Here is a 13,545-nt window from a genome sequence, read left to right as displayed (position 1 = left end):
GCGGCGAGCCGCTGCGCCAGCGGCGCGCCCTGGTAGATCGCCGAACGCAGCAGCGGATGACGGAACGCGAGCGTCCGGCCGTCGGTGCGCACGAGCCCGCCGTCCTCGGCCGGTTGCAGGTCGGCGAGGCCGGCGCCGAGCGTCGCGGCCGCGCGCAGCACCGGATCCACGTCGGCCGCGCCCGCCGCCGCGGCGACCAGCAGCAACGTCCTCGTATTCGCGGGCAGCCTGCTCACCCGGCCGTAGAAGGCGACCTGGAGGCGCTGGGTGAGCGGGAGCGGATTCGGCCCCGCGTCGGCGGACTCGGCGGCCAGGACCGCGGGCAGTTCTCGCAGCGCCAGCGGATTGCCGCCTGCCTCGGTCAGCAGCCGGTAGCGCAGCGCGGGGGAAAGCTCCGGCGTGCCCGCGTCCACCAGCGCGGCGGCCGCATCCTGCCGCAACGCGGTGACCTCCAGTTCCGGCAAGCCGGGCGCGGGAAAGTCGTGTGCGCCCGCCCTGGTCGCGAAGATCATCGCCACGCCCTCCGCGTCCAACCGGCGCGCCGCGAAGAGCAGCGTCTCCGCGGTCGCGCGGTCGAGCCAGTGCGCGTCATCGATCAGGCACAGCAGCGGCCCCTCGGCGGCCTCCTCCGCCAGCAAGGAGAGCACCGCGAGACCGATGAGCAGCCGGTCGCCCGGCTCTTGCGCGCCGAGCCCGAACGCGCCGCGAAGTGCCGCGCGCTGCCTCTCGGGCAGCGTGTCCACCAGCGCCATACCCGGCCGCACCAGCAGGTGCAGCCCGGCGAAGGGCAGCTCGGCCTCCGACTCGACGCCCGCGCTGCGCACCGACGGAATCCCTTGTGCCGCAGCGTAATCCAGTAGCGATGTCTTGCCGATGCCGGCCTCGCCGCGCAGTACCAGGACGCCGCTGCGACCCTCCCGTGCGTCGGCGAGCAGTCGATCGATGCGTGCCTGTTCGGCCTCGCGTCCGTGCAGCATTCGTTCACCGTAACCGGTCACCGACGGGCGCTACTTAGGTCATCGGTCGCGGAAAGTACTGATACGTGACTGATTCGGGGACCCCTCGCCCCGAAATACCTTGTTCTCACAGCGCAACACAGCGCAGAGGAAACAAGGGAGAAAACGATGAACGACCTGGTCGCGCAGTACCTGGAGATCTGGAACACCACCGACGCCGCCGCCCGCTCGGCCGCGATCGCCCGGGTGTTCACCGAGGAGCCCGGCTACGTCGATCCGCTCATGGCCGTCACCGGCCGCGCGGCGCTGGACGCGGGCATCGCCGCCGTTCAGGCCCAGTTCCCGGACATGGTGTTCCGGCTGGCCGGACCGGTCGACGGACATCACGACCAGGTGCGCTTCACCTGGGAGCTGGGTCCGGCCGACGGCCCGGCGCTGGTGGTCGGCTTTGACGTCGCGGTGCTCGAAGAGGGCCGCATCGCGCAGGTGTACGGCTTCCTCGACAAGGTCCCGGCCGCCGCCTGACCCCCTTTGCTCGTAAAACCCTTATCCAGAAAAGAGATTCGCCATGACCACCACCACCGCCCCCGGTTACCTGTCCACCCTGCTCGCCCCCGGCGACAAGCTCTTGCGTACCTCGCTGCGCTTGGACGCTGTGATCACCGGCGTGAACGGCCTGGCCTACCTGGCGCTGTCCGGTCCGCTGGAGTCGCTGCTCGGCCTGGACAGCCGCCTCGGCGTCCCGATCGGCGTCTTCCTGACCCTCTACGGCATCGGCGTCGCCCTGGTGGGCGCGACCGCGTCGATCAACCACGCCGCGGCACGCGCCGTGATCGGCCTGAACGCCGCCTGGGTCGTGGTCAGCCTCGCCGCGCTGATCGAGGGCGCGCTCGACCTGAACGCGGTCGGTTCGATATGGACGGTCATGCAGGCCGTGACGGTCGGCGGGTTCGCCGCCATGCAATACCTGGGCCTGCGCAAGGCCCACTGAACGCAAAACCCTTCTCCGACAACACCGCACGGCCCCGGCGACCCGCCGGGGCCGTCGTCGTGCGGCATAGGCTTCACCCGCCACGCACGGATTGCGACCCCTGTGAAGCGCGCCGATGGCTTGCTCAGGTCGAAGCAGGGTCGAGCGGGGTAGCGTCGGGTGCATGGCGCAGGGACCTGTCGAAGCGAGCGCTCCTTCCTTTCACGTGGACCGGATCGATGCCGGTCGGATCGACGAGCTGGTCGGGATTCTGGATGTGCAGGCGGAGCTGCCCGGTATCCGGCGGATGCGGCAGTGGGCGCACGAGGCGCTCGCGGTGCGCGCTGGGGAACGGGCGCTCGATATCGGGGCGGGCACGGGGTCCGAGGTGATGGTCTTCGCCCAGCGGGTGGGCGAGGACGGCGCCGCGGTCGGGCTCGACCCGAACCCGATGATGCTGGCGATCGCCTTGCGGCGGGCCGAGGCCGCGGGGTCGGCCGCGCGGTTGGTGCACGGTTCGGTCTATCACCTGCCGTTCCCTGACGCGTCCTTCGACGCGGTCCGCTGCGAGCGCGTCTACCAGCATCTCGACGACCCCGCCGCGGCCACCGCCGAGATCGCCAGGGTGCTGCGGCCGGGCGGCCGGGTCCTGCTGATCGACAGCGACTGGTACACCGCGATCACCCATCCAGGCGATCCTGAGGTCGTCGCCGCTCTCGGCGCCGCGATGCTGGCCGAGACGCCCAATCCCGCGTCCGGCCGCAGGCTGCGCGGGCTGCTGGCGGCAGGCGGGTTCGCCATCGACGACCAGGGATCGGAAGCGGTGATCTGGGACCCGGTGACGGCACGGCCGCTCTTCGAGCAGATGAACGAGCAGGCGGTGCGCCAGGGCACCGTCACCCGCGAGGAGTACGACCGGTTGATCGCCGAGCTGGACGCGGGCATCGCGCGCGGCGACTTCCATTTCTCGGTCACCATGTTCGCGGTACTCGCGCACAAGGTCTAGACGATACTGCCGCCGCCGACGCGCATGACCGGAGCGATGGCGATTTCCTCCGGCGCTGAGTAGCCCGCACCGAAAAGCCACGGCTCGACCGGGGATTCTTCCGTCGAAACGCGTTGAAAGACAGCGTTTTCATTAACGGGTTCCGGCGCGTGGACGATGATTCGAGTAGTCCAGTACGCGGGTTTCCGACGCGAATTCGAGGGGAGAATTTCGCCATGAAACGCCTGGTCGTGTGTTGTGACGGCACCTGGAAGGCCGAGAACAGCAGCACGGTATCGAACATCGTCAAAATCGCGCAGACCGTCCGCATGGAGGCCACAGGGGCCGACGGCCAGCCGGTCCGCCAGCACGTGATCTACGTATCCGGCCCCGGCGCAAGAGGTTTCACCGTCGACCGGCTCATCGGCGGCGCCTTCGGCTTGGGTCTGGAGGCGAATCTGTCCGCCGCCTACTGGCAGGTCGCCGTCAACTGGGAGCCCGGCGACGAGCTCTACATCTTCGGCTTCAGCCGCGGCGCGTACACCGCGCGCAGCCTCGTCGGCCTGATCGACTGCATCGGCATCATGAAGCCGGATTCGATGATCGCCGGGCACTATCCGAAGGCGTTCAAAATGTACCGGCACCGCGCTCGCAACAAGCTGATGTGGTGGCGCACAGCGCCCAGTGAACAGCAGTTGCGCGCCTTCCGTCGCGAGCACAGCCATCGCAGGCGGGTCATCGACTTCATCGGCGTGTTCGACACCGTCGGCGCGCTCGGCGTCCCCGGCCTGACCTCGTGGCGGCACCGCTTCCACGACGTCAAGCTCTCGCCGCGGGTGCTGTGCGCGCGCCAGGCGCTCGCCATCGACGAGCGGCGGCGCAACTTCGAGCCCTGCCTCTGGGAGGTGCCGGTCGAGCTCGGCATCAAGTACCGCCGGATCAAGAATCGCAAGGCCGATCGCGTCAAGCAGGTCTGGTTCGAGGGCGTGCACAGCGACATCGGCGGCGGCTACGACCAGTGTGGGCTGTCCGACATCACCTTGCGCTGGATGGTCGCCGAAGCCGAGGCCGAGGGACTCGCGTTCGACAGAGAACTGCTCGGGGAATTGTCGGCCAAGTGCGTCGGCAAGGAAGACCACATGGAGCGGCACAAGTCCCTCGGTCCCGGTTTCGCCCTGCTCAACGTGGTGCGCACGGTACGCAGCCCGATGCGGCCCAGGTTCTACCTCAACTCGCTGCGGCGGCTGCGGCTGCCGGAGGACAACGGGGTGCTGCTCGCCTCGACGGTGCACGACAAGACCGACTACCGGCCGCACAACCTGCGGCACTGGCAGCAGGACTTGGGCGGGAAGTTCCCGGCTGAACTGATCGAGAAGATCGGCCCGGCCGACGCCTCAACGCACCAGCAGGGCGACGGGGAGCCGAGCGAACAGCTTCTCTAAGCGCGCCCGCCCCTGGAAGGTGTGGCCGGTGAGCCGGTCGGTCCAGTTGCCCAGCGGCAGATCGAGCGCGGTGTCACCCCAGCCGGAGTCGGTCAGGCCGACGCTGTGCCTGGTGGCCGCGACGATCACCTCAGGCGGCTCGCCGACCCGCCCGCGCGCGTACGACACCAGCCGGGCCGCCTGCTCGCCGGTGGCGAACAGCGGGAGATAGGCGCCGCCGACGAAGCAGTCGGGCCGCTCCCTGCGCAGCCACAACGCGTAGGCGACGATCCACATCTTCGCCGCGCCGGAGGTGTCCAGCGCCGGTGTGCCGGTGAGCGATTGCAGCATGCCGGTGCGCGCCGGGAAGTCGACCGGGCGGCGGTTGTCCGGGTCGACCAGCGAGTCCTCCCACAGCTCGCAGCCCTGGTACACGTCGGGGATGCCCGGCCCGCACAGCTGAAGCAGCTTCTGCGACAGCGCGTCCGACCAGGCGTGCGGCGCCAGATCGTGCACCAGGTCGCCCAGTTCCGCGCCGACGGGGCCGTCGATCACCACGTCCATCCAACTGTGCACGGCCGCCTCGAACTCGGCGTCCGGCTCCTCCCACGAGGTGCGGGTGCCCGCCTCGCGCATCGCCTTCTCCGCGAACAGGTGCAGGCGCTCGCGCAGTCCGGGCACCGAGGACGCCGGGCGGCCGTCGGCGGGCCAGACGCCGAACATGTTCTGCAACAAGAACAGCGCCGTCGCGCCGTCCGGCGGCGGCGTCTTCTCCAGCCAGCTCTCGACCGAACGCGCCCAGGTCCGCGCGACCTGCGATAGCACCCCGATCCTTGCGCGCACGTCCTCGCCGCGCTTGGTGTCGTGGGTGGACAGCGTGGTCATCGTGGCGGGCCAGCGCTGCGCGCGCTCGAGATTGGCGAGATGGAATTCGTTGAGCGAGTGGCCGAACCGGGCCGGATTGCCCCCGACCTCTTGTAGCGAGACCAGCCGCGCCGCCTGGTAGAACATGGTGTCCTCCACGGCCTTCGCGGTGATCGCGCCGCCCACCTGGTTGAACCGGGCGGCCGCCTCCGCGCCGACGGCCAGCGCGGTCACCAGCACGTTCAACGGTGCGGTCAGCTCACTGTTGCGCTTCTCCACCTCGGCGATCACCGCACCGGTCATCCCGGCCAGCGGCGCGTAGTCGGCGCGGTAGACCGGCATGAAGGCGAGCACCTCGATGGTGGCGTTGGTCAGCGCCATGGTGTCGAAGCTGTCCGCGCGCGCGTCGCGCTTGATCGCGGCCACCAACCGCCGGATCTCCGGGGCCAGAATGCTCTCCGCCACAGCGCGTTTGATTCGGTGCTCGGTCTCGCCGATCCAGGCGCGGTCGCTGCCGTGCCCGGCGAAGCGGCGCGAGAGCTCGGTCATCGGGTGCTCGCCGTCGGGATCGATGAGCACGCCGCCCAGCCCGGCCAGCGCGTCGTAGCCGGTGGTTCCGTCGATCGGCAGCGTCGCGTCCAGCGGCTCCCGGTTGGCGAGGATCTTCTCCACCAGCAGCAGCCGGTGCGGGCCGATGAGCTGACGCAGCCGGGCCAGATACGCCGCCGGATAGGACAACCCGTCCGGGTGGTCGACCCGCACGCCGTCGATCAGGTCGTGTTCGCACCAGGCCGCGAGCTCGCGGTGGGTGAGATCGAAGACCTCCGGGTCCTCCTGCCGCACCGCGGCCAGGCTGCTCACCGCGAAGAACCGCCGGTAGGTGCAGACCCCGGCCTTCCAGCTCACCAAGCGGTAGTGCTGCTTGTCGTGAATGCGCAGCGCGTTGTCGCCGTCGGTGCCCGGCGCGATCGGGAAGCGCAGATCGTGCAGTGCCAGCATCGGCTCCGGGCCCGACCGGTCGACGCTGAGCGCCGCCGGATCGTTCTCGCTGTGCAGCACCGGGAGCGCGAGCCGCCCGCCCGCGCCGTTGCCCGGACTCCAATCGATGTCGAAGAACCGCGCGAACGGCGAGTCCTTGCCGTTGCGCAGCACGTCCCACCACCACCGGTTCTGCCGCGGATCGGCGACGCCGACGTGGTTGGGCACCAGATCGACGATGAGACCCATGCCGCGGGTACGCACCTCGTCGGAGAGCGCCTTGAGCCCGAGCGGACCGCCGAGCGCCGCCGAGACGGTGCCGGGGTCGGTGACGTCGTAGCCGTGCGTCGAGCCGTGCGCCGCGGTCAGGATCGGCGACAGGTACAGGTGCGAAATACCGAGCTGCTGAAGGTATTCCGCGATGGCCCTGGCGTCGGCGAAGGTGAGCGCGTCGGGTCGCAGTTGCAGCCGGTAGGTGCTGCGCACGGGCGTCTGCCGCGCGAGGGCGCGGCCGCGGGCGATGGGGTCGGTGTGATGAGTCGGAGTCGGTGTGTTGGATGCGGTCATCTGTGTGTCGGTCATGCGGGGCAGCGGAGGACGAGCAGGCAACGGGCGGGGACGGTGAGCGTGGCGGCGGCCGGATAGCTGGCCTCGGCCAGGCCGTCGGGCGTCGAGCAGTCCAGCGCCACTGCCCACGGACCCCCGTAGTCGGTGCCGGGTATGGCGAAATCGAGTGCCGAATCGTGGGCGTTGAAGCACAGCAGGAACGAATCGTCGGTGATGCGCTCGCCGCGCGGGCCCGGCTCGGGAATGCCGGCGCCGTTGAGGTAGACGGTCAGCGCCTTGCCGAAGCCGCTGTCCCAGTCCGCCGCGGTCATCTCCTCACCCGAGGGCGTCAGCCAGGCGATGTCGCGCGTGGCTTCTCTGGCGCGGACCGGTTGTCCCGCGAGGAACCTGCGCCGCCGGAAGACCGGGTGCCTGGTACGCAGCGCGATGACCGACCGCGTGAACTCCAGCAGATCGGCGTTGGTCTCGGCCAGCGACCAGTCCATCCAGGCCAGCGGCGAATCCTGGCAGTACGCATTGTTGTTGCCCTGCTGGCTGCGGCCGAACTCGTCGCCGTGGGCCAGCATCGGTGTGCCTTGGCTCAGCACCAGCGTGGCCAGCAGATTGCGAGTCTGCTTGGCGCGCAAGGCATTGATCTCCGGGTCGTCGGTCGGGCCCTCGACACCGCAATTCCAGGAGCGGTTGTAGCTCTCCCCGTCGCGATTGCCCTCGCCGTTGGCCTCGTTGTGCTTCTCGTTGTAGGACACCAGATCCCGCAGCGTGAACCCGTCGTGCGCGGTGACGAAGTTGATGCTGGCGCTCGGCCTGCGGCCGGTGGCCTCGTACAGATCGGAGGAGCCGGTGAGCCGAGAGGCGAACTCGCCCAGGGTGGCCGGCACACCGCGCCAGTAGTCGCGGACGGTGTCGCGGTACTTGCCGTTCCATTCCGTCCACAGCCCCGGGAAATTGCCCACCTGGTAGCCGCCCTCGCCGACGTCCCACGGCTCGGCGATCAGCTTCACCTGGCTGACCACCGGATCCTGTTGCACCAGATCGAAGAACGTGGACAGCCGGTCCACGTCGTGCAGCTCGCGGGCCAGGGTGGCGGCCAGATCGAAGCGGAAACCGTCGACGTGCATGTCCAGAATCCAGTACCGTAGCGAGTCCATGATCAGCTGCAAGGTGTGCGGATGCCGCACGTTGAGGCTGTTGCCGGTGCCGGTGTAGTCCATGTAGCGGCCTGGATCACCGTCGAGCAGACGGTAATACGCGGCGTTGTCGATGCCGCGGAACCCGAGCGTCGGCCCGAGGTGATTGCCTTCGGCGGTGTGGTTGTAGACCACGTCGAGGATCACCTCGATGCCCTCGGCGTGCAATGAGCGCACCATCGCCTTGAACTCGGTCACCGCGGCGCCGCCGCGCGGACTGGCCGCGTACTCGTTGTGCGGCGCGAGATAGCCGAAGCTGTTGTAGCCCCAGTAGTTTCGCAGGCCCTGGTCGAGCAGCACCCGGTCGTGCAAGAACTGGTGCACCGGCATCAGCTCGATCGCGGTGATGCCGAGGCTCTTCAGATGCTCGACGACGGCCGGGTGCGCGATGCCCGCGTAGGTGCCGCGCAGCTCCTCCGGCACCTCCGGATGGGTCATCGTCATGCCCTTGACGTGCGCCTCGTAGATGACCGTTTCGTGATAGGGCCGGTTCGGTGCGCGGTCGGAGCCCCAGTCGAAGAACGGGTTGATCACCACGCCGGTCATGGTGTGGCCCAGCGAATCCAGGCCGTGCGTATAGAGCGAAGGGTCGTTGTCGAATTCGCCGTCGAACGCCTTGCCGTACGGGTCGAGCAGCAGTTTGCTCGGATCACAGCGCAGACCGCGGTCCGGGTCATAGGGGCCGTGCACGCGGAAGCCGTAGCGCTGGCCGGGCCCGATGGTCGGCAGGTAGGCGTGCCAGACGTAGCCGTCGACCTCGTCGAGCGCGATCCGGGTCTCCGTACCGTCCTTAGCGATCAGGCACAGCTCGACGGCCTCGGCAACCTCGGAGAAGACCGAGAAATTGGTGCCTGCGCCGTCGTAGGTCGCCCCGAGGGGGTAGGCGGTGCCCGGCCAGACACCTAATGGTGCCACCTCACCGGGCGCTGCGTCGGGCTGAGCCATGGCAACGACAGTAGCGTGAGCCGTCGAGCGGCCCGGCGCACGCCCGCGCCCGTCTCGTTCGACGTGCGGTCAGCGGCGTTCGTCACCGGCGTGCCGCGTGATCCACGCCGTCCCGCCCGGCGGCGGAGGGTTCAGTCGTCGGTCGAGGCGAGGGTGCGGCGCCACGTCTGGCCGACCAAGTCTTTGCCGAAGCTGTGGTGCGGCGCCGACTCGACCAGCTCGAATCCCGCGCGTTCGTAGACGCGGCGTGCGGCGGTGAGTACGTCGTTGGTCCACAACACCATCTCGCGGTAGCCGGCTTCCGTCGCGAAGCGCAGGCACTGCTCCACCAGCGCGGCGCCGACGCCGAGTCCGCGCGCGCTCGGATCGACGAGCAGCAGCCGGAGCCGGGCGGTGGTCGGACTGTCGGCGACGCAGAAGACACAGCCCACCGGCAGTCCGCCGCACTCGGCGATCCACGCGCGCTCGCGGCGCTCATCGTGCGCGGCAAGGAAATTCGCGACGATCTCGGCGACGAGCGCCTCGTAGCGGACGTCCCAGCCGTACTCCGCGGCATACAGCGCGGCATTGCGCTCGATCACCCAGCCGTAGTCGCCCGGCAGCGGCGCGCGCAGCGTGAACCACGGCGCGGCGGGCTCGGCGGGACGGTCGAGGAGACGCTGGATGGTGCGCATCGCGCCGATCAGCCGGGCGCGGTCGCTCGGCGAGTGCGCCGCGAGCAGCCGGTCCACATCGGCTCCCGAGCGCTGGTTCAACACGTCGAACGCGGCCCGCCCCCGATCGGTGAGCCGCACCTCTTGGCGGCGGGCGTCGCTGCTGGAACGTCCGCTCTCGATCAGCCCGCGGTTCTTGAATCGGGTCAGGATCCGGCTCAGATAGCCGGCGTCCAAGTCGAGCGCGCGGCGCAACCGGACCGCCTCGGTGGATCCGGAAGTGGCCAGCTCGAACAGGATTCTGGCTTCGGTCAGGGAGAACTCGGTGTCGACGAGACCCTCGGCGAGTACGCCGATGACCCGGGTGTAGTGGCGGTTGAAATCGCGCACGGCGGCGATGTCGGACGGGGCTACGGTCACGGCGGCTCCCAATCATTGACTGAGTCAAAGAATATCCGCCCAGGGCGTCGCTCGGCGCGGATTCCGGGAGTTGGTTCGCCAGGTGCGAGCGGTCGACGGTCTTCCGCCGACCGCGCGCATTACGCGGAGCTCGGCTGGTAACTTGAACACCGTTCAAGCCCGTCGACCGCGAGGGAAATCCTGTGGCACTGACCCCCGACGAGATCACCGCCATCGACGCCGAACACGTCTGGCACCCCTACGGCGGATTCCCTGCCTCGACCGCGCCGCTGGTGGTCGCCGAGGCGTCCGGCGCGCGGCTCACCCTCGCCGACGGTCGAGAACTGGTCGACGGCATGAGCTCGTGGTGGGCCGCAGTGCACGGGTACCGGCACCCGGTGCTGGACGCGGCGCTGCTCGCGCAGTCGCGGCGGATGAGTCACGTGATGTTCGGCGGGCTCACGCACGAACCGGCCGCGCGCCTGTCGCAGCTGCTGGTCGAGCACACGCCGGACGGCCTGGAAAAAGTCTTCCTCTGCGACTCCGGCTCGGTCTCGGTCGAGGTCGCCGCCAAGATGTGCCTGCAATATTGGCGCGGCGTCGGTAAACCCGGGAAGCGGCGGCTGCTCACCTGGCGCGGCGGCTACCACGGCGACACCTTCACCCCCATGAGCGTGTGCGACCCCGAGGGTGGCATGCACTCGCTGTGGAGCGACGTCCTCGTCGAACAGGTCTTCGTACCGGCGCCACCGCGCGAGCACAACGCCGAGTACGTCGCCGAATTGGACCGCGCCATCACCGCGCACGCCGATGAGCTCGCGGCCGTCATCGTGGAACCGGTCGTGCAGGGCGCGGGCGGTATGCGCTGGCACGATCCGCGCTACCTCGCCGACCTACGCCGCCTGTGCGACGCCAACGACGTGCTGCTGGTCTTCGACGAGATCGCCACCGGATTCGGCCGCACCGGCGCGTTCTTCGCGGCCGACCACGCGGGTGTCGCCCCGGATGTCATGTGCGTCGGCAAGGCGCTGACCGGCGGCTACCTGACCCTGGCCGCCACGCTGTGCACCGCGCGGATCGCCGAGACCATCAGCGCCGCGCACGGCGGGCTGATGCACGGGCCGACTTTCATGGGCAACCCCCTGGCGTGCGCGGTCGCCGTCGCATCGATCGAGTTGCTGCTCTCGCGGGACTGGCGCGGCGAGGTCGGCCGGATCGAATCCGAACTCATCGCGGGCCTGGCCCCCGCGCGTGAACTGCCCGGCGTCGCCGACGTCCGTGTGCTCGGCGCGATCGGCGTCGTCGAACTCGAGCGGCAGGTCGACATGCGCGCCGCCACCGCGGCCGCGGTCGACGCGGGCGTCTGGCTGCGCCCGTTCCGGAACTTGATCTACACCATGCCGCCGTTCATCAGCAGCACCGAGGAAGTCGCCACCATCGCCGCCGGGATATGCGCGGCCGCCGCGGTGCACAGCCCCGCGGGGCTACCTTCCTGAACGGTGTTCAAGTATGCTGCGGAGCTGTGATTACCGATCCGTTGAGCTGGTTGGACGAACGGGCAGCAGAGCGGGTGACCGCCGGATTGCGCCGAGAGCTGCGACCGAGGAAACCGGACGCGCCGTCGATCGACCTGGCCTCCAATGACTATCTCGGGCTCACCAAGCACCCCGAGGTGATCGAGGGCGCGATCGATGCCGTGCGCCGCTGGGGCGCGGGTTCCACCGGATCGCGATTGGTCACCGGAACCACGGCCGATCACGAGCGGCTGGAAGCCGAACTCGCCGAATTCGCCGGCGCCGAGGCGGGCCTCGTGTTCGCCTCCGGCTACGCCGCGAACCTCGGCGCGGTGACCGCGCTCGCGGGCCGCGGCGCGCTGATCGTCTCCGACGCGGGCAGCCACGCGTCCCTGGTCGATGCCTGCCGCCTGTCCCGGTCGAGGGTCGAGATCGCCCCGCACTGCGACGTCGCCGCCGTGGACCGGCTGCTCGCCACGCGGACCGAACAGCACGCGCTGGTGCTCACCGATTCCGTCTTCAGCGCCGACGGCGACCTGGCTCCGCTGGCCGAACTGCACCGGGTGACCCGGGCGAACGGCGCGGTCCTGCTGGTCGACGAGGCACACGGGCTCGGGGTGCGCGGCCGTGGCGGTCGAGGTCTTGTGCACGAACTCGGCCTCGCGGGTGAGCCGGATGTCGTCGTCACCGCGACGCTCTCCAAGGCCTTCGCCGCCCAAGGCGGTGCGGTACTCGCCAGCGAACGGGTCCGCGCGCACCTTATCGATGCGGCGCGCACGTTCATCTTCGACACCGGACTCGCGCCCGCCGCGGTCGGCGCCGCCCGCGCCGCACTGGGACTACTGCGCCGCGAGCCCGAGATGGCCGCCCGGGTATTGCAGCGCGCGGCGGACATCGCGCGGATCGCGGGGGTGCCCGCGCCGGATTCGGCGGTCGTCTCGGTGGTGCTCGGCGAGGCGCAGGTGGCCTACGACGCGGCTCAGGAATGCCGGGCGCGTGGCCTCGACGTCGGATGCTTCCGTCCGCCGTCGGTGCCGGAGGGCACCTCGCGCCTGCGGCTCACCGCCCGCGCCAACCTGACGGACGCGGAACTCGACACCATCGCCGACGTACTCGACTCGGTGCTGGCCGAGGCGCGCCGACTGGACGTGGTGCCCGCATGACTCTGCTGCTGATCACCGGAACCTCGACCGACGTCGGCAAGACCGTCGTGACCGCCGCGCTGGCCGCGACCGCGCGCGCCGCGGGCCGGTCGGTCGCGGTGTGCAAACCGGCGCAGACCGGCATCGCGCCCGGCGAACCCGGCGATCTCGCCGAGGTGGAGCGGCTCGCGGGTCCGGTCAAGACCGTCGAGTTGGCCCGCTATCCGGAGCCGCTCGCCCCGGACACCGCTGCCCGCCGCAGCGGCCAACCGCTGCTGACGCTCGCCGAGACCGTCGCCGCCGTCCGCGCCGTCGACGACGCCGACCTCACCCTGGTGGAGGGTGCGGGCGGACTGCTCGTCCGGATCGGCGAATTCACCCTCGTCGACCTGGCTCGCGAACTCGACGCGCCCGTAGTCGTCGTCGCCGCCCCCGGACTCGGCACGCTGAACCACAGTGAGCTGACCGTCCGCGCCCTCGAATCGGCGGGCGTCCGCTGCGCGGGACTGGTGATCGGAGCTTGGCCCGCCGAACCGGATCTCGCCGCCGAATGCAACCGGACCGATCTGCCGCGTGTCACGGGTGTCGATGTGGTCGGCGTTGTCCCCGCGGGCGTGGGTGCATGGGACCAGGAACGGTTCGTCGCGGCGGCTCCGGGCTGGTTCATTCCGGGTTGGTCCGCGCATCACTGAGCGTCAATCGTCTATTTACCGCTTCTACCAGCGGATTTGACATCGCGCTCACAGCTCCGTAACTTTATCCAAGTCAGAGCGACACGGACACCGACCCGGAGCCGGAACGCTAAGCCGAAAGGCTGGGCGAGGAGCTGGGAAACGAGGTAGTACGAGGAGCGCCTGACGGTCACACTAGCTCGATTGAGACCCCGATTTGGTTTCGGGTGACCGACCGCGCTAAGCTGTAAAAGTTGCCTCTCGGAAGTATCGGGTTAGACCGGTGCGGATGG

Annotated in this window: 11 protein-coding genes; 7 read left to right on the top strand and 4 right to left on the bottom strand. The window is 69.7% G+C overall.

Going from position 1 to position 13,545, the window contains the following annotated elements; genetic code table 11:
- The coding region (locus NX1_RS33985) for an AAA family ATPase (protein ID WP_157120364.1) at nucleotides 1-977 on the bottom strand (977 nt) is incomplete at its 3' end.
- Between the two features lie 147 nt (nucleotides 978-1,124).
- Here NX1_RS33985 and NX1_RS33980 point away from each other — a divergent pair.
- From NX1_RS33980 to NX1_RS33965, 4 genes are all read left to right on the top strand, one after another.
- Nucleotides 1,125-1,481, top strand: coding sequence for a nuclear transport factor 2 family protein (locus NX1_RS33980; protein WP_068068991.1), 357 nt, complete (start codon nucleotides 1,125-1,127; stop codon nucleotides 1,479-1,481).
- Between the two features lie 43 nt (nucleotides 1,482-1,524).
- Complete coding sequence (locus NX1_RS33975) at nucleotides 1,525-1,947, top strand: hypothetical protein (protein WP_068068988.1); 423 nt, start codon at nucleotides 1,525-1,527, stop codon at nucleotides 1,945-1,947.
- 163 nt (nucleotides 1,948-2,110) lie between these two features.
- Nucleotides 2,111-2,932 (top strand): methyltransferase domain-containing protein, encoded by an 822-nt coding sequence (locus tag NX1_RS33970; RefSeq protein ID WP_068068984.1) that lies wholly within the window; start codon nucleotides 2,111-2,113, stop codon nucleotides 2,930-2,932.
- A gap of 215 nt (nucleotides 2,933-3,147) precedes the next feature.
- Entirely contained in the window at nucleotides 3,148-4,353 is a 1,206-nt protein-coding gene (locus NX1_RS33965; RefSeq protein ID WP_068068981.1) for a T6SS phospholipase effector Tle1-like catalytic domain-containing protein, read from the top strand.
- On the opposite strand, the gene treY is transcribed toward NX1_RS33965, so the two are convergent.
- From treY to NX1_RS33950, 3 genes are all read right to left on the bottom strand, one after another.
- Nucleotides 4,306-6,756, bottom strand: coding sequence for a malto-oligosyltrehalose synthase (gene treY / locus NX1_RS33960; RefSeq protein WP_245668882.1), 2,451 nt, complete (start codon nucleotides 6,754-6,756; stop codon nucleotides 4,306-4,308). The genes NX1_RS33965 and treY overlap by 48 nt on opposite strands.
- Complete coding sequence (glgX, locus tag NX1_RS33955; protein WP_068068979.1) at nucleotides 6,753-8,873, bottom strand: glycogen debranching protein GlgX; 2,121 nt, start codon at nucleotides 8,871-8,873, stop codon at nucleotides 6,753-6,755. The genes treY and glgX overlap by 4 nt, the downstream gene beginning before the upstream one ends.
- Before the next feature lie 131 nt (nucleotides 8,874-9,004).
- Nucleotides 9,005-9,946: a bifunctional helix-turn-helix transcriptional regulator/GNAT family N-acetyltransferase gene (locus NX1_RS33950; protein WP_068068976.1), complete on the bottom strand. Its 942-nt coding sequence runs from the start codon at nucleotides 9,944-9,946 to the stop codon at nucleotides 9,005-9,007.
- Between the two features lie 182 nt (nucleotides 9,947-10,128).
- On the opposite strand from NX1_RS33950, the gene NX1_RS33945 reads away from it, so the two are divergent.
- Genes NX1_RS33945 through bioD form a run of 3 tightly spaced genes read left to right on the top strand, consistent with a single transcriptional unit; the run spans nucleotide 10,129 to nucleotide 13,273 of the window.
- Nucleotides 10,129-11,421: an adenosylmethionine--8-amino-7-oxononanoate transaminase gene (locus NX1_RS33945; protein ID WP_068068973.1), complete on the top strand. Its 1,293-nt coding sequence runs from the start codon at nucleotides 10,129-10,131 to the stop codon at nucleotides 11,419-11,421.
- A gap of 26 nt (nucleotides 11,422-11,447) precedes the next feature.
- Complete coding sequence (locus NX1_RS33940; protein ID WP_068068970.1) at nucleotides 11,448-12,602, top strand: 8-amino-7-oxononanoate synthase; 1,155 nt, start codon at nucleotides 11,448-11,450, stop codon at nucleotides 12,600-12,602.
- A complete protein-coding gene (gene bioD / locus NX1_RS33935; protein ID WP_068068967.1) occupies nucleotides 12,599-13,273 on the top strand; it encodes a dethiobiotin synthase in 675 nt (224 codons plus the stop codon). Before NX1_RS33940 ends, bioD begins: the two co-directional genes overlap by 4 nt.
- The last annotated feature ends 272 nt before the right edge of the window (nucleotides 13,274-13,545 follow it).

Source organism: Nocardia xishanensis NBRC 101358 (assembly GCF_001613365.1).
Lineage (GTDB): Bacteria > Actinomycetota > Actinomycetes > Mycobacteriales > Mycobacteriaceae > Nocardia > Nocardia xishanensis.
Note: the sequence above shows the minus strand (reverse complement) of the source record. Positions and strands in the feature narration are given on the sequence as shown.

What these genes read in the sequence shown, in the direction of transcription:
- NX1_RS33980 (WP_068068991.1), top strand. Translation starts at nt 1,125, where the DNA reads ATGAACGACCTGGTCGCGCAGTACCTGGAGATCTGGAACACCACCGAC.
- NX1_RS33975 (WP_068068988.1), top strand. Translation starts at nt 1,525, where the DNA reads ATGACCACCACCACCGCCCCCGGTTACCTGTCCACCCTGCTCGCCCCC.
- NX1_RS33970 (WP_068068984.1), top strand. Translation starts at nt 2,111, where the DNA reads ATGGCGCAGGGACCTGTCGAAGCGAGCGCTCCTTCCTTTCACGTGGAC.
- NX1_RS33965 (WP_068068981.1), top strand. Translation starts at nt 3,148, where the DNA reads ATGAAACGCCTGGTCGTGTGTTGTGACGGCACCTGGAAGGCCGAGAAC.
- treY (WP_245668882.1), bottom strand. Translation starts at nt 6,756, where the DNA reads ATGACCGACACACAGATGACCGCATCCAACACACCGACTCCGACTCAT.
- glgX (WP_068068979.1), bottom strand. Translation starts at nt 8,873, where the DNA reads ATGGCTCAGCCCGACGCAGCGCCCGGTGAGGTGGCACCATTAGGTGTC.
- bioD (WP_068068967.1), top strand. Translation starts at nt 12,599, where the DNA reads ATGACTCTGCTGCTGATCACCGGAACCTCGACCGACGTCGGCAAGACC.